The 15078-nt window shown below is 57.1% G+C and carries 15 protein-coding genes; 7 read left to right on the forward strand and 8 right to left on the reverse strand.

From position 1 onward, the window contains the following. Positions 1-610: efflux RND transporter permease subunit (locus tag ACFQX9_RS29140; RefSeq protein ID WP_377791240.1), on the forward strand; the 610-nt coding region annotated here is incomplete at its 5' end. Positions 611-848: 238 nt separating this feature from the next. Further along, the gene (locus ACFQX9_RS29145; protein WP_204512585.1) at positions 849-1535 is read left to right on the forward strand and encodes a DUF3800 domain-containing protein; all 687 of its coding nucleotides are present in this window, start codon (positions 849-851) and stop codon (positions 1533-1535) included. A 463-nt stretch (positions 1536-1998) separates the two neighbouring features. On the opposite strand, the gene ACFQX9_RS29150 is transcribed toward ACFQX9_RS29145, so the two are convergent. Together ACFQX9_RS29150 and ACFQX9_RS29155 are read right to left on the reverse strand one after the other, a co-directional pair. Next, a complete protein-coding gene (locus ACFQX9_RS29150) occupies positions 1999-2223 on the reverse strand; it encodes a hypothetical protein (RefSeq protein WP_204512584.1) in 225 nt (74 codons plus the stop codon). Between the two features lie 1439 nt (positions 2224-3662). Further along, on the reverse strand, positions 3663-4289 hold the full coding sequence (locus tag ACFQX9_RS29155; protein ID WP_204512583.1) for an NYN domain-containing protein: 627 nt from the start codon (positions 4287-4289) through the stop codon (positions 3663-3665). A 571-nt stretch (positions 4290-4860) separates the two neighbouring features. Here ACFQX9_RS29155 and ACFQX9_RS29160 point away from each other — a divergent pair. Then, positions 4861-6456: an MASE4 domain-containing protein gene (locus ACFQX9_RS29160; protein ID WP_377791241.1), complete on the forward strand. Its 1596-nt coding sequence runs from the start codon at positions 4861-4863 to the stop codon at positions 6454-6456. Between the two features lie 79 nt (positions 6457-6535). Next, positions 6536-6793, forward strand: a complete 258-nt coding sequence (locus ACFQX9_RS29165; RefSeq protein ID WP_204512581.1) for a hypothetical protein — start codon at positions 6536-6538, stop codon at positions 6791-6793. Here the strand turns inward: ACFQX9_RS29165 and ACFQX9_RS29170 are convergent. From ACFQX9_RS29170 to ACFQX9_RS29180, 3 genes are all read right to left on the reverse strand, one after another. Continuing rightward, the gene (locus ACFQX9_RS29170; protein WP_204512580.1) at positions 6783-8219 is read right to left on the reverse strand and encodes an alpha/beta fold hydrolase; all 1437 of its coding nucleotides are present in this window, start codon (positions 8217-8219) and stop codon (positions 6783-6785) included. The two genes, ACFQX9_RS29165 and ACFQX9_RS29170, sit on opposite strands and share 11 nt — an antisense overlap. Before the next feature lie 258 nt (positions 8220-8477). Further along, positions 8478-9452: an ABC transporter substrate-binding protein gene (locus ACFQX9_RS29175; RefSeq protein ID WP_204512579.1), complete on the reverse strand. Its 975-nt coding sequence runs from the start codon at positions 9450-9452 to the stop codon at positions 8478-8480. Between the two features lie 131 nt (positions 9453-9583). Then, entirely contained in the window at positions 9584-9790 is a 207-nt protein-coding gene (locus ACFQX9_RS29180) for an ABC transporter substrate binding protein (RefSeq protein ID WP_204512578.1), read from the reverse strand. A gap of 489 nt (positions 9791-10279) precedes the next feature. Here ACFQX9_RS29180 and ACFQX9_RS29185 point away from each other — a divergent pair, with 489 nt between their 5' ends. Both ACFQX9_RS29185 and ACFQX9_RS29190 read left to right on the forward strand, forming a co-directional pair. Beyond that, entirely contained in the window at positions 10280-11083 is an 804-nt protein-coding gene (locus tag ACFQX9_RS29185) for a dienelactone hydrolase family protein (RefSeq protein ID WP_204512577.1), read from the forward strand. Between the two features lie 298 nt (positions 11084-11381). After that, a complete protein-coding gene (locus ACFQX9_RS29190; protein ID WP_204512576.1) occupies positions 11382-11627 on the forward strand; it encodes a hypothetical protein in 246 nt (81 codons plus the stop codon). A gap of 486 nt (positions 11628-12113) precedes the next feature. Here ACFQX9_RS29190 and ACFQX9_RS29195 read toward each other — a convergent pair whose 3' ends face one another. Then, the gene (locus tag ACFQX9_RS29195; RefSeq protein ID WP_204512575.1) at positions 12114-12383 is read right to left on the reverse strand and encodes a hypothetical protein; all 270 of its coding nucleotides are present in this window, start codon (positions 12381-12383) and stop codon (positions 12114-12116) included. Between the two features lie 379 nt (positions 12384-12762). On the opposite strand from ACFQX9_RS29195, the gene ACFQX9_RS29200 reads away from it, so the two are divergent. Beyond that, entirely contained in the window at positions 12763-13032 is a 270-nt protein-coding gene (locus ACFQX9_RS29200) for a DUF1488 family protein (RefSeq protein WP_204512574.1), read from the forward strand. 15 nt (positions 13033-13047) lie between these two features. On the opposite strand, the gene ACFQX9_RS29205 is transcribed toward ACFQX9_RS29200, so the two are convergent. Further along, positions 13048-13194, reverse strand: coding sequence for a hypothetical protein (locus tag ACFQX9_RS29205; RefSeq protein WP_377791242.1), 147 nt, complete (start codon positions 13192-13194; stop codon positions 13048-13050). 458 nt (positions 13195-13652) lie between these two features. Further along, complete coding sequence (locus tag ACFQX9_RS29210; RefSeq protein WP_377791243.1) at positions 13653-14381, reverse strand: Crp/Fnr family transcriptional regulator; 729 nt, start codon at positions 14379-14381, stop codon at positions 13653-13655. Between the last annotated feature and the right edge of the window lie 697 nt (positions 14382-15078).

A 15078-nucleotide genomic window follows, 5' to 3' on the forward strand; every position in this document is an offset into this window, starting at 1 on the left:
ACGGCTGAAGATCGTCGTGCCCGTGACGCTGCTGATCATCTTCCTGCTGCTGTACCTGAACTTCCGTTCGATCAGTGAGACGATGATCGTGATGCTCTCGCTGCCGTTCGCGCTGGTCGGGGGGCTCTGGCTAATGTGGTGGTTGGGGTTCAACCTTTCCGTCGCGGTGGCGGTTGGCTTCATCGCGCTCGCCGGCGTCGCCGCCGAGACCGGCGTCGTGATGCTGATCTATCTCAACCAGGCGCTGGCGGAGACCGCGGCGAGGCGCGCCGCCGAGGGGCGAGCCCTGACCCGCGGCGACCTCTATGACGCCATCATGGAGGGCGCGGTGGAGCGCGTACGGCCCAAGATGATGACAGTCGTCGCGATCATGGCGGGCCTGCTACCGATCATGTGGAGCACTGGGACGGGGTCCGAGATCATGCAGCGCATCGCGGTGCCGATGATCGGCGGCATGATCTCATCCACGCTGCTGACGCTGATCGTCATCCCGGCGATCTTCGGCCTGGTGAAGGGCTTCGGACTCCCGCCCGGTGACCCGGACAGGGCCCAATCGGTTGACCAGAGAAAGCGGCCCGTGCAGGAGCGAGTGCTGCAGCCCGCTGAATGAGATCGACTCTACGGCCTGGGAAGGTGCGACACTGCCTCTCTCGTCCGTGCACGTGTCCCCACGACCTTGCTAGAGGCCGAGCAACTCACCTTGGTTGTCAATGCTCGATACGATAAAGCGTCCAGCGCTTCGGCTCCGCGCGCCGGCGGAGCATGGCGAACCCTGCCGCCGGGCGATCAAGGGTTGAATTGTAACGGAAAATCGAATTCAGTCACAAAGAAACTGGGCACCATATCCGATGCATTACCTATTCATAGACGAGTCCGGCGAGCTTGGCCTGCATGAGAGGTCAAGCGAATTCTTTCTCATTGCAGCGCTCTGCACCGAAAACCTGAAAGCTCTGGAAAAGCGAGTTTGGAAAGAGAAGGCAAAATTAATCAACGATGGCTGGCCCAAAGACGTTGAGATCAAGGGCACGTCGATTTGGGGTTCGCCACATAATCCGCGTATACCGGAGAAGATCAGCGCAAAGCGAGAAGACATAATTGGCGAGATCCTTCAGTCCATCTGCGCCGGGCCTAATAAGGTCCACTATTCCATTGCGAAAAAGAAACACCTTTCTAGCCACATCATGAAAGCTGAATACGGAATCGCCTACAATTTCCTATGCGGGACCCTCCTGTGCCGCGCTTACGCTAAGCACTTCGCGGGGCCGCTCGAGATCGTCGTCGATCAACGCAGCAAAGAAACGCATTCCAAGATGAAGTTCGATGGATACGTCGAAACTAGATTGGTGGGTGACTGCTGCCACGAACTAGATCTTACGATCTCACATGCAGAGTCGCACGACGTCCCGGGATTACAGGCGGTCGATTTTCTCTCTTGGGCGTTATTTAGGAGGTATGAGAGCGGAGAGTCCAAGTTCTCCGATCTGCTGAAAAATAATGTCGGCTACTGTGATGACTGGTACTCGACAAAAAAATAAGGCCCGTGCGAACGGACCTTATATTTGCTAGAACCCTCGGGCGGCCACGTCAAACGGGGCTTATCTCCTAAAAGACGCTACCTCGGGAATTACCCAACGCCGGTTAACGTAGTGTGCGCTTCCGGGTTCGTCAAGTTTAGAATTATTCTAAATCAGCCGAAATTACTGGTTCCTCCCCGGAACATTAGCGCCACTTTAATCTGTTCCATGCGCCGCTCGATCTTGGCAAGCGGCTACCGCCCTCTCCCTGTTGGCACCGTGCGGGCCCATTTTCCCTTCGTAGAGGAAGGCTGAACTGCTTGCGTCGAGTCCAACCGCCACGTTCGTGGCGGCGGCAACCCCGTAACTCTGAATCCGCTTCTGAGTTACCCGGCCCTAAGGCTGGCTGCCTTTGCGGAAACGAAGCCATTCGGAATCATGATGCCTTCGAAACCTTCGCGAGCCAGAGCTGCCAGTCCTACTCTCATGGTGCCAGCGGTTTAAACATGCTGGGGCGGACTCTCCTTTGCTTGTTCGGTCCGAGAGGCGCGACATTAATTGCCGCGCTGAATGCCACGACCCAAGCAGCAGCTAGTGTCACGAGAACGCAATCTGCGATCTCTTTCGGCGGCGCCTCAACTTCCATTGCTGGCAGCTGAGAGGCGGACTTGGTCTGTTCTTTATAGTTAAGTTCTTTGACGTATCTCATTGGTCGGCTCCTAGGCCGCTCCCATTCGACTTGGGCCAGCAAGGGTAAAAAGACAGCGCCAGTGAGTGGCAAGAGAACAGATCGGCAGCGCGGGCACCGCGCGGTGGAGTCGCACCTAACGACACCGTTTTTGTCAGTTGGAGGATGCACTCGTCCTGTTTGTGCACGACATTAATAATGGACTTGTTTTGACCGGGCTGGCGCTCCCGCTGAATCCGAAACTTACATGAGCCTTGTTTTCGAGCGATGGACAAAAGCTTGCTCGGAGATCCCGCAGGTGCCGACATCAACCGGACCTGCTCCTGCCCCCATCTGCGCCGTTGACGAAGAACGGCCCCATCTCGAATGCCCTCAAAGCCCTGCCATCTCGGCGAGACACTCGAGATCTCCCGGCGGGCTTCTCAAGGAAGACAGAGGATGGCCAAGAGACTGGATGGCCGGAACGAAGGCACGTGCGATTGCCCGTAGAGAACCGAGGCACTTGCCTTGCCTCGAATTTATAACAGCCCCAGCTTACCGTACCTGGGCCCCGACGATCCGTGCCTGGACACATGCCGCGGATGAGCTGATGGGATTAATGCTCGGGTGCAATCTACCGTCGTGTCCGAACAGCTCTTGCTCTGCTGCCTGCTCGCCGTCTTCTGCCCGCCGTTCTTGCCTGGGTGTTTAGAAGCCGATTTCGAAGCTTCTCCACCTCTCTAAGCTCGGCGATGAGCGCTTGGAGACGTGCGTGCAGAACAGCACAGCTGTAAATTTGGCGAATATTCGTCATTACCTGCCCCGGAATATGACTGAAATTAATGAGCCACGTAAAACAGGATAATTGAGCAATCGCTACTTGGTGGGCTTAGTGAGCTACAACTGTAGCCGCCAGATGGTCCCAGTACTCTGCCTCTGCGAGCAGCTTCCAGCTTCTCTCAGGATGAAGCGCGGCAGTCTGTCGGCAAAGCGACGCCATTGCCCGAAGGCGGCGGACAGTTTCCATTTCCAACCTCCCGTGTTTTCCCCAAACTTATTTTTCAATTTTGCGAAGGAGTCATCATGATTATTAGACATAACTAAATTTGTCCTTCACGGCAGCGAGTTTAGTTCCGTCAGAGCATCAAAGCGGAACTACTTTCGCTTTAGGGTTCATATTAGTTTCGAATGCAATTTGGTGCGCATTCTCGCGCGCGGATTTCGCAGCTCGATGCTATCGAGCACAGTGCGAGGTCGTGCAGCAAGATGCATGCGAAGCACTTGAGGGGGCATGCAACGTCGGAATCCGAACCGACGGATCACGAACGATCTTCTCTATTTGGTCGTTGCTCAGCACCTGAACCTTACTAGCGATCAGCCCGGCGCAAATGCCGGGCTCATTCGTCAAGCTCATCCCGCGGATATAACTTGAACGAACGATCAAGTGCGGTCAGAGGCTGGACCAGCGGTCTCGCTCAGGATTACTCTTCGAGAACGCTATCATTTCCCTTCGGTCCCGCGATGGTCTGACGCTCTGCGCTCTGCTGCGGGCGATAGCGCGACTCGCGCTGGACGGGGCGTTCGGATGGATTTCGGCCGATCTTGGCTTGGAGCTCGATAAGATCGGTGAACACATCGGCCTGGCGGCGCAGCTCGTCGGCGATCATCGGCGGCTGGCTGGCGATCGTGGAAATGACGGTGACCCGAACGCCGTGGCGCTGCACCGCCTCGACCAGGGACCGGAAGTCGCCGTCACCCGAGAACAGCACCATCTCATCGATATGCTCGGCGAGCTCCATGGCATTGACGGCGAGCTCAATGTCCATGTTGCCCTTGACCTTGCGCCGGCCGACGGCGTCGATGAATTCCTTGATCGGCTTGGTGACGACGGTGTAGCCGTTATAGTCGAGCCAATCGATCAGCGGACGGATCGAGGAGAACTCTTGGTCCTCGATAATGGCCGTGTAATAGAACGCGCGCAGAAGCGTACCGCGGCTCTGGAATTCGGTCAGAAGGCGCTTGTAGTCGATATCGAAGCCGAGCGTTTTCGCTGTGGCGTACAGATTTGCTCCGTCGACGAAGAGCGCAATCCTGTTGGAGGCTGACATGATAGTCTCTGAGCCGCACAGTGCCGCGTTGCGGATCCGTGCAAGTGAACCCGCCAATGAAGTGGCGCCAAGAAAACTTGAGCGAGAACAATGCTATACCGCGGCTCATTAGTATTCAAACAATTTCCTGCAGCCGCAAATTAATTCGGTGACACCTCACGCCGCGAATATTCGTCGCCGCAGAGGGGCATCTCCATGGATCGGCTCACGGCTATCGCCCACTCTCGGCGCCCGCAGATCTTGTGCAGTGCAATGCCAGATCGTTTCGCAAGCTTTGACATCGGCTTAAGAGCCGGGGTCGACGATGGAGCTGGCGCGTGTGCGCCAGCGAAGGCGCGATCGCGATCTCTGGTTGGGCGAAAGCCAAGCCGCGGCCAGATACAAGGCGGCTAGAGCGCTTTTCCTCATTCTGCTCTCGGCTCCGTACTGATCGACGAGATCGAAACCGTCCAACGGAGGCCCGGCTCAAAGCACTCGGCTAACCCGTCGGGTCTGATCACCTTGGTCGCCTGATCAGTGCTCACTCTCGGGTTGCCACCGGCTTGCTTTGGCGCCGGAATGCTGTTCCGATATGGCACCGACGATGGTTACGGAAGACCATACATCTGTTTCCGAGATATTGCTTACGGACTTGCCGCCGACAAGGCGTCAGACGCGAGCGGCGGTCGCTGTGTTATTAGTTACATTGATTGGCTTTGCGGCCGTGGTTCAGTTCTCCGATAGGCCGGGCGCGGCACTCAACACCCTTTTTCCCTCACTCGATGCCATTGTTCTGGTCACTGACCTGATTACCGCTGTTCTGTTGTACGCCCAGTTTTCGATTTCCCGTTCGCGCTCGCTCCTTGTGTTGGCGAGCGGCTACTTGTTCACGGCATTCATCGTCATTCCTCACGCACTTACCTTTTCGGGCGCGTTCTCGCCAACAGGACTCTTCGGTGCCGGCCTGCAGACGGGGTCATGGCTTTTCATCTTCTGGCATCTTGGCTTCGCCGCGGCTCTGTTGGGTTACGCGATATCGAAGGACGTGAAGCTCGACGGGCCCGCCTCCGAAGCACCGGTCGGACGTGAGATCGGCTGGTGCGTGGCAACTGTGGTCGCGTTGGTGATCGGGATCACCTGGCTAACGACCGGCGGTGAGACGCTGCTACCTCTAATCATTGTTGACGGCTCCCGGCTGAGTCCCTTCGTGACATATCCAATCGGGTTCACAATAGTGATCACCGCCGCCGGCCTCACCGTTTTGTTAATCCGGCGGCGTTCAGTGCTCGACCTTTGGCTAATTGTGGTGGCTGCAGTGTTTATTGCGGAACTGGCCTTCAGCGGCCTGCTGCCAACCGTTCGCTTCAGTGTCGGCTTCTACGCGGGGCGAGTATTCTCGCTTATTACCTCGAGCATTGTCCTGATCATACTGCTTGCGGAAACGACGTGGCTTTATGTCCACTTGGCTCGGTCAAACGATGTGCTGCGGCGTGAGCGACACGAAAAGTTCGCGAGCATGGAAGCAATGGCCGCCTTGATCGCGCACGAGGTAAGCCAACCCCTCGGGTCCATTCTGATTAACGTTGAAACGATCCAGTCGATGCTCCAGTCCTCGACGCCGGACATCAGTGAAATTCGGGAAATCGCTGCCGACATCAACCGCGACGATGTGCGGGCGAGTGAAGTCCTTCGACGCATTCGGACCCTGATCAAGAAGATGCCATTCGAGGTAAACCCCATCGACCTCAACGAGAATGTCCGGCAGGCGGTTGCACTGCTTTCCGGCCAAGCTGCTGCGCGGCAGGTCGATGTGAGAACTGCCATTGGAGTCCCATTGCTGCCGATCAGCGGAGACCGGGTTCAAATTCAGCAGGTCCTGGTGAACGTCATCGTCAACGCGATGGATGCGATGTCCGAATGTCCGGCCTCTGACCGCAGGCTGACAATCCAGACTGCGCTTTGCGACGAATCTGCCGAAGTAGCAATTGCCGATACTGGTCGGGGCATCCCGCCTGACAAGCTCCAAGGCGTGTTTGAACCGTTTGTCACGACTAAGACGCACGGCATGGGGATGGGATTGTCAATCGCGCGAACAGTTATCGAGGCCCACAACGGAACGATATCGGCGCACAATCCGGCCGAAGGGGGCGCGGTTTTCCGTATTCGACTGCCGTTGCGCAAATCGTAATTTGGTCGACGTCGGCTCAGGGTCGATTCTGTTGAAAAAGTCCTCGTTGCCGTCGGGCTCCAATTTTTAAGAGCCGCTGGTGCGTTTTGCGCTGTCAAGCGCGGCGGACCACATCAACGTCATCAAAATCATTCAGCGAACTTCTTCCTCGCCTGAAGAACGTGTTCTCGGAAGAAATCAGAAGGAGGCAAGCTTTTGCGAGATTTTCGCATCGGCGTTATTTTCGACTTTTTCAACAGAATCGGTCAAGAGCGGATATCAAGGGAAACCCTTGGCGCATACTGGTCGGCAAAAAGCAGACCCGCCGTACCCATCCCAAAATGTATTCAGTGTTTGATATCGGACGCTACAAATGTTCGTAGCTCGTCCAGAAAGCGAGCCAAAGCCGGTTCGCCTTCCAGCATGATGTGGTTCCGACCCTCGAGCGGGACGAAGCGGGCGCCGGGAATTCCCGCGGCCAGCCGGCGACCGGCCTCGAATGGTACCCTCGCGTCATTGCGGCAATGCATGACGAGGGCCGGCACCTTCACCTGCGGCAGCAGCGAACTGATTTCCACTTCGCCATTCGCCAGAAGATTGCGTGCGGCGTCTTCGGCCGAGCTCGAGATGCGTTGGAACTCGTTGAACCAGTCGGCCTGCTCCTTGCTGGCGTCCGGAATGAACTGGGACGTGAACATCTGCCTGAAGGCCGGATTTTCCTGCCCCCATCCCAGCCGCATCAGCGTCAACATCGCGTCTCCGGCTGCTTTTTCCGCCTCGGTCTTGGCGCGCTTCTTCCAGCCGACGACGTAACCTCCGTAGAGAACCAGATGTGAAACCCGCTCCGGATGCCGGACCGCGTAAGCGACCGAAACCGCGCACCCCTGCGATATGCCGAGCAACGCGAACCGCTCGATGCCTGCGGCGTCAACGACCGCTTCGAGGTCGTCCACGAACCGCTCGAATGTAATGTCCGGGACCTCGCGATCCGAAAGCCCATTTCCCCTTGCGTCGTAACGGACAAAATCGTGCTCGCGGCACAATTCCTGGTAGAGATGCCGCCAGATCGGACTTTCGAAGTCGAATTCAATGTGGGTCATCCAGTGCCCTGTCTTCACCAGCGGATGCCCTTGGCCCATCCGGGCGTAGGCCAGCTGCACGCCGTCCCCGGCCTGGCAGAAGTGAATCTCCTGCTTGTGTTGGACGGTTGACGCCGCCACCGTGTCTTCCGCAGACGAGGGAATCGCGGCGTCTGGAATTGCCTCGATGTCCTTGGCAGTGAGCCCGAACACGCCGACCGCGCGCGAGATGTTCTTCACAGCCTGCTCGCCCAGATCTGCAAAAGCCATCGACAGCTTGTCGCGGATCTGGTCGTTCGCCGCCCTTGATATGCATACGCCGCCCGGCTCGCAGAGCGTTTCCAAGCGCGCCGCGATGTTGACGCCATCACCGAAAATATCATCACCGTCGATGATGATGTCGCCGACGTTGATCCCGATCCGGAACACGATCTGCCGCTCTGCAGGGATGCCTGCGTTGCGCCCAACCATGCTGCGCTGAATCTTGACCGCGCAGGCCACCGCATCCACGACGCTCGCGAATTCCACCAGCATCCCATCGCCGGTGGTTTTGACGATGCGGCCGTGGTGCTCGGAAATGCCGCAGTCGACCAGTTCCCGGCGGCGAGATTTGAGGGAATTAAGGGTCCCCACCTCGTCGACGCCCATCAGCCGGCTGTAGCCGACCACATCCGCCGCTAGAATGGCTGCAAGCCGGCGCTGCATGACATCTGCCCTTTCATGCCGCGGTTAGTCTGCCCGCAATACCTGGCCGCGACAAGGCCGATGCGGACTGGTCGTGCAAGTCCGGAACGGGTCACACGCGGGCGTCGCGGCAATGCCCCTCCTTGGCCCGCTGGCACCCAGCAAGCGGACGAGCAGGCTTCGACGCAGAGAGGCAGCTACGGGCCAAAGGACTAAACCGCTCGCGCGGTAGGGCGACAGCCGGCAGGACGGCTGAGAGGATAGCGCAACGTCGCCGAGCTATTCGATAACATCATCAGCGCGCGCAATGAGAGCGCTGGGTAGCCGCACTCCAACTTGCCTTGCCGCTTTCTGGTTTATGATCAACTCAAACTCTGTCGGAGCTTGTACGGGCATCTCGGCAGGCTTCGCGCCTCGTAATATTCGATCGACGTATGAGGCGGCGCCAGCGTACATTTTTTTCAGATCGGGCCCGTAAGAAATCAATCCGCCCGCGTCGCAAAAGAGCCGAAGCGAATAAACGGCCGGAAGTCGACACTCCGTGACAATTGCAACCATCCGATCTTTTTGAACCGCAGTGACCGCGTCGGGCAAGAAGATCAATCCGCTGTTGGGCTTCTCCCTGAATGAAAAGATAAGCTCTTCGATCCCAGCGACATCTCTCTTGGGTGTCTCAATCGAAGCTATCCCGGTCCGGTTCGCAACCTCATCGATCGACTGTCGGAATGCGGCCGAGTTGTTTCCCGGCTCTGGGTTATAGATCACCCCTACTCTGACCAAGTCTGGCGCAACTTCCTTCAACAGAGATATCCACTTGCCGCCAAGTGTAGGCTCAAATGGGGTAAATCCTGTCACGTTTCCGCCGGGACGGGCGAAGCTTGCGACGTAATGCATCCCGACAGGATCGCTCACCATGGCAAACACCGTGGGAACGCGGGATCCTTCGGCTTGGAGAGCAGCCATCGACGTATTCGTTGTGGCAAATATCACGTCAGGATTTGCAGCAAGCAATTCACGGGCTCCCTGCCGCGACCGTTCGGTCTCGCCCCCGGTAATCCGATAATCGATCAGCAGGTTTCGGCCCAAGGTCCACCCCCGTTCGCCGAGAACTTTCTCGAGAACCGCTTTTGCCAAGGGGGTCGTAATAAGGGCTCCGATACGGCGAACGCGATCCTGTGCTACTGCAAAGGAAATATCACTCACGGCTAAAACTATTGCACCGCCAACCAGCCGCGTGAACTCGCGACGCCGCATGACAAAGCTCCATACCAGTGGTGCAGCCTCCGACTTTAGAAGGTGTCGAGCGGGCAGAATCAAGTATTTTTATGTTCGGTAAGCCTCCTAACATCTGTCACAAGCGGGCCTCACGGCTTGCGCGCCGCAGGTCAGCTACGGCAGCTAAGCTGACTCTCCCTTATTTCCGTGTCAGCCCGAGCAATCAGGCTGTCAGGAAAGGTCAGGCCGAGCGACGCCGCCGTTTTCAGGTTTATAGCGAGGTCGAAAGTTACTGGCTGTTCGACTGGAATTTGACGAAGGGCAGTTCCCTTGAAAATATTGTCGACGTAGTGAGCTGCCCTGCGAAACACCGGCATGAGGTTGGCGGAATAGGAAGCAAGCCTCTAAACGCACATACGCTTGGGTTTGATAGATCGTCGGCAGCGCTGCCCCGGCTGCCAAGGAGAAAATCTCACCTCTTGTACTATCGGCGAGAACAAACAACGAGCAGCAATTCACGTGCGCTGCACAGTTGTCTTGTTGACGGTCGCGCCAATTGCTTTGTAAGTTCGTGTGAGTAACTGGCCCCAACAAAAGTATGTCTATGGTCAGCCATAACCCTCGAAAGGCAGGATAATGCTGACGGTCGGGGAGAGGCCAGCAGATCACTTAAGTCATTTTACGCGTTCCCCGTGCTGTGAAGGGTATTGTCATGAAAAACCGTTTCATTGCGTGTTTGTTTGCGAGCGTGATTACAGCAACGTCGACTGCAGAAGCCCAATATGCTCGACAAGCGATGCTCGCGTTCGAGTCGAGCAACGTTTCCGCCTCCGACTTTCTTCAAGGGAAGCAGGGGGACACCTGTCATGATCGCTGGGCAGCTGAGGCTGCCAAAAATGGAAGGTAGACAGCCGGTCGTCGTCTTGATGCACGGCGCTCCTGCGGTCGGTGGAAGTGAAGGTCAAGTCGATACCTGGGCTCGTGCACTCAACGAAGCAGGGATCGGTGCCTTTGTCGTCGATAGTTTCAGTAGCCGCGGCGTTTACTCTTTTGCGGATCTCGGCAAGATTTCGCCGATCGTGAGAGTTGCCGATGCCTACGGTGCGCTGAATATTCTCGCGAAACACCCGCAGGTCGACGCGTCGAAGATTGCCGTCATGGGATTTTCCCATGGCGGGCCGTCCGCCATCTACTCTGATCTGCAACGCTTCCAGAATATGTTGAACACTGAGGCGAAGTTTGTTGCGCATATTGGCGTCTACCCGATCTGCAACGTCGCCTACAACGAGGATGCCGAAATCACGAGTCCGCTTCTTTTGCTGCATGGCTCGGCGGACGACTGGGTTCCGTCGAAGAATTGCAGGGAATATTCGGATCGTCTCTCGAAAGCCGGCAAGAACGTTAAATATATCGAGTATCCGGAGGCGCATCACGTATTCGACGCACCTCTGTTCAGACAAGAAGCGAAATTTGCTCAGATTAATTCTCTGCGAAATTGTCATTTTGCAGAAGCAGGCGGCGGGAATATTGTGAACGTCGAAACCCAGCAGCCGACTGGGCCGAATGATCCATGTTACGAAAAAGGAGTCACCGCTGCCTACAGCGAAGGTGCTACGAAGAAGGCGCACGAAGACGTGAAAAGCTTCCTGAAAAGCATTTTCGGGAGCTAACCTTGCCATAGTGCGCCTGAGGTCGACGACGCTCTCGCGATAGCAGCACAACTATTCATATCTGAAATTCGCACCGAAAGGCCCCGGCATCGTCCGGGGCTTTTTTGTTACAAACTTTTCGAGAGTTCGTATCTTTGCGGGCTCATTGGGGTGATTACGACAAGGCCAATGTCCGTTCCGGGGTCAGAGGACTAAACCGCTCGCGCGGTAGAACGCCGCGGCTGGCGACACGGCGAAGCAATAGGCGACAGCTCATTGTGACGAGCGGGGCAATTGGTGCGTAGCTGGCGACGATCCGATGATCGAGGACGTGCTGATCTGGAAGTTCGTGGCGGAGCACCAACCATTGCACAAGAGCCAGCTCGAATCCTCGATCGCGATTGTGTGCAACGTCGCGCTAGTTGGCCCCTGTACAGGCCTTTACGTAAGCAGACTTACAAATGCGGTGATGCTCAACGAGCAGCTCGAAACCGTTTCGGCTCTGATAGCTCCGGGGGCTTTCCAGCCGCCGGAGATCAGTTTGCCTCATGGCCTTCAAATATGAGGAGCTCACGTTTAGATTGTGTGGTGTGGTATTTTTGCTATAGCCAAGCCATTGAAAGTACAGGTGCCGCCAAACATAAATTCCCATAGGCGATCGTCCTGATCGTCTGAAGGTTGTTTGACGCGACTAGCTCGATCACGCGGCATCGTCCTACGTCCCCCCAGCGCGGTTTGCTCCTTTTGGAGGCTTTCGAACGCCGGCCCCCGTGTGCGCGGCAACACCGTCATGGGGCCGGCATCGGAAACCCTTCACACAACCGGACCTCAATCTATCACTTTAACGGCTCGGCTGAGCAGCGTTGGGGGGATGGACACACCAAGAGTTTGGGCCGCTTTGAGGTTGATGGCGAGAACGAATTCAGTCGGCTGTTCTATAGGTATGTCCGCTACTCTACCCCACCAAGCGCACCTCAATCGCCACTTCGCTGATGGGCCATGTGTGGAAGATGCTTGCGGGCAAAGAAAGAGGTCGCCCGGTGCGGCGGCCTTAGTCCATCCGTTGCCGTAGCTGGTCCATGATAGCGCGCTGATCGTCCGCGTGTTCTTGTGCCACCCGGCGGGCTTCTAGACCGCGCTCATCGGATTGGGTGGTGAGATTGAGGATCATCTGCGGTTGACGAGCCAACTCCTCGAAGTTCTTCGCAGCTTGATGGAGCGAGTCTCTGGTCCCCGGATATTGGCAGTTATCCGCTTTAGTGTGGAACTCCTCCGCACGCACAAGCCAATATTTCGGTGGGTGCATACGCTCCGCGCCCATAGGCCAATCCCTCAATTGGGCCGTTCAGTTTTTTAATGCAGCTTAAGTGCGCTGGTTCCCGGATGCACGTTAGACAGCAAGACCGGCCGCTGCTCAAATCAAACTAGGCCACTTCGGGATCAGGCCAGCGCCCCGTCGGATCAGCCGGAGCGATGGAGAAGCGGCGATAGGAACGATGCCCATTAGCCGCTCTTGGTTCTGCATGCGTTTCAGACGCATGAGGCTATCGGTTCGGTAGCCGGGAGCGGCCTCAGCCCTAGGTCGTGCCACCTTGGCCTGGGGCCGTTCTTTAGGCTGAAGGCTGAGCGCTGGGACGACGGTGAGACTTCATCCCAGCTGGCCGCGATTTATCGAAGACTGACGCAACGGACTTCCCGAGATGCCCCTTACCTCTGATCCATCTGGCGAGTTCGATGCCGCGAACAATGAAGTGTTGCTCTTTGCGATGTTCGCGGGCGACGACCGCATCGATTGCCGAGTGGATATAGCCGCCCTGCGGGATCGCGCTGCAGCAGACGGAACCAGCCCAAGCGACGTTATTGAGACCTTCAAGAGGCATCGCTCGACGGTTGAGCGGATCGCAAGTGAACAGTACGACACTGGCGCGTCGATGCCCGTTGTGCGAACGCATCAGCTTACGCCGCGGTAGCGCTCAGCTTCCCGTCTAGGTCAGCGAAGGGTCGATCTTGGCGGCTGCAGCCTCGCCAATCCTGCCGTCGGCAGCTCTGACGGTAATTGCCTTGTTGAGCATGGCCGCCATTTTTTTCCCAATCCGCAAAGCTTCTAGCTCGTCCTCGGCAGCCAAGGCCATGATCGTGCTTTCTGGACAAGCGACCTCATCGCAGTCCTGCAAGCGTCCGGGGTCAACAAGATGGTTCTTCAGGGCACCGCGCTCCACTCATAGGCCACTGTGGCCGTAGGCAGGCCCACCCGGACGGCGGAGAAACGGCCCCGGCTTCAGGGGGCTGGAGGTTATAGGCCGAGGGCCCGCTCCGCCAGCTCGGATGACCGAGCGAGACAACAAACCAAGTACTGAGGGCAGGTTCCTAATGGAGCGTCAGCAGGTCCTCGCGGCGTCAGCAGCCGCAGCGCGAAGTATCAACGATGCATAACAGCAAATTAGCGCCTCCAACTCAGCTCAGGACGTGCCGTTGCAGTGCGCCAACCGACCCGATCACGAGCGGCGCTGTTTTAGTTTTCGAAGAGGTCGCCCACTGAGGACGGCCTTACTTTCCTGATTGGCCTGATAGACTGTGAGGCTCTGAGTTTCTAACGGCTTGGCGTCAGATGGAGATAGGTGCGATCGAACCCTGCCAGCTCTTCCAAGCGTTCCTGGTCGAGCAAGTTGAAGCCGGATTTGTCCGTCTCAACCAACCGTTCCCCGCGCAGAGCTTGAAGTGTACGGTTCGTATGGACCACTGAAAGTCCCAAACAATCGCCAAGATCAACTTGAGTGATGGGCAAGCTAAACTCGCCGCCGCGAGTGCGCCCGATTGCTTGAAGTCGCTCGTGCATTTCGATCAACAGGTGAGCCAGTCGCTGCAGCGCGGCCCGCCGCCCGACATTCACGATCCATTCTCGGAAGATAGAACCATCGATCAGCGTCTCTCGCCACAACGCCGCGGCCAGGTGCGGGTGTCGCGCCGTCACCTCCGTCAGCTCGGCGTGCGAAATGAACCCAAGCGTGCAAGGCGAAAGGCTGACCAGATCATGGTCCATGATCCCGAGGTGAAGGCTTTGAAGGTCAGGTATGTCGCCGGGAATATGCAAGGACAGGACCTGTCGCTCTCCGTCGGCGGTCGTTTTCGAGCGGAAGGCAAACCCCTCAACGATCAGGCAGCACTCGCCGGGACGAACGCCATCAGCGACTATGTTTTCACGGGCGCCGAGATGCCGTTCGCGAATCCGCAGGCCCTGAATGGCGCGGATGTCTTCGCCATCCAGGTGGTTTGACACAGCGAGTTTCGTAATGAGCGCTGACGCAAGATTTGCCGGCATCGGATCACTCTCATGCGACCTAAATGACGACACGCCACTCCGGCCTGATAGGCGGGAGTCGATTGAACTCTCAGCGCCGGCGCCCAATGGTATCTGCCGGGGATGGAATATAACTTACCAGGGATGAAACCGGTCCTGTAAGTCCCAAATCGTCGGTCGTGGTGAGTTAAGCGCGAGCGTATTGATCCAAGTTAAGAATTCGCCGCCGTCCAAGCGGTGACATCTGAACCGCCAACTATGACCTTCTCAACTGGATGATGTTGGATGAGCTGGTTGGATGCGGTGGCGGCGCTTCTCGGACCTTCGCACGGTAGGCCTTGTCGAAATAGTCCAAGGCGAGGATATGCATGGCTCTCGCTTTTTGACAGTCGGGTTCTGACAGTGCCATCCGGGACGCGATTTCGGCTTGCTTCAAATAGTACTCAGAGGTCGGCACGATGATTCCCCCCAGCAACGCCCGTTAACGCCCCAAATTGCAACTTGTTCCCGCGACAACTTTTCCCGCCGCGGGCTTACCTATTCCCCGAGCAGCCTTAGGGAGCTGTCGGCGCAACAGTTCGGAAGCGGGATGAAAGCAATTAAGACTTTACTGAGATGCTCCGGTTGGGCGGCGGTCTTTGCTGCTTTTTCCCAAACTCGGTTACGAGGCCTTAGTCGATTTCATATTAAGAGCTACGAAAACGATCTGAGTACCGGC

This window comes from Bradyrhizobium sp. GCM10028915, from assembly GCF_042666195.1.
GTDB classification, from domain to species: Bacteria; Pseudomonadota; Alphaproteobacteria; order Rhizobiales; family Xanthobacteraceae; genus Bradyrhizobium; species Bradyrhizobium canariense_D.

Coding starts and splice junctions, on each gene's coding strand:
- ACFQX9_RS29170 (WP_204512580.1), bottom strand. CDS start 8,219: ATGCAGCGCCGGCTTGCAGCCATTCTAGCGGCGGATGTGGTCGGCTAC.
- ACFQX9_RS29210 (WP_377791243.1), bottom strand. CDS start 14,381: ATGCCGGCAAATCTTGCGTCAGCGCTCATTACGAAACTCGCTGTGTCA.
- ACFQX9_RS29185 (WP_204512577.1), top strand. CDS start 10,280: ATGATCGCTGGGCAGCTGAGGCTGCCAAAAATGGAAGGTAGACAGCCG.
- ACFQX9_RS29195 (WP_204512575.1), bottom strand. CDS start 12,383: ATGGGCGCGGAGCGTATGCACCCACCGAAATATTGGCTTGTGCGTGCG.
- ACFQX9_RS29200 (WP_204512574.1), top strand. CDS start 12,763: ATGCCCCTTACCTCTGATCCATCTGGCGAGTTCGATGCCGCGAACAAT.
- ACFQX9_RS29180 (WP_204512578.1), bottom strand. CDS start 9,790: ATGCCGGTGTTTCGCAGGGCAGCTCACTACGTCGACAATATTTTCAAG.
- ACFQX9_RS29145 (WP_204512585.1), top strand. CDS start 849: ATGCATTACCTATTCATAGACGAGTCCGGCGAGCTTGGCCTGCATGAG.
- ACFQX9_RS29150 (WP_204512584.1), bottom strand. CDS start 2,223: ATGAGATACGTCAAAGAACTTAACTATAAAGAACAGACCAAGTCCGCC.
- ACFQX9_RS29175 (WP_204512579.1), bottom strand. CDS start 9,452: ATGCGGCGTCGCGAGTTCACGCGGCTGGTTGGCGGTGCAATAGTTTTA.
- ACFQX9_RS29205 (WP_377791242.1), bottom strand. CDS start 13,194: ATGGCCTTGGCTGCCGAGGACGAGCTAGAAGCTTTGCGGATTGGGAAA.
- ACFQX9_RS29155 (WP_204512583.1), bottom strand. CDS start 4,289: ATGTCAGCCTCCAACAGGATTGCGCTCTTCGTCGACGGAGCAAATCTG.
- ACFQX9_RS29190 (WP_204512576.1), top strand. CDS start 11,382: ATGATCGAGGACGTGCTGATCTGGAAGTTCGTGGCGGAGCACCAACCA.
- ACFQX9_RS29160 (WP_377791241.1), top strand. CDS start 4,861: ATGGCACCGACGATGGTTACGGAAGACCATACATCTGTTTCCGAGATA.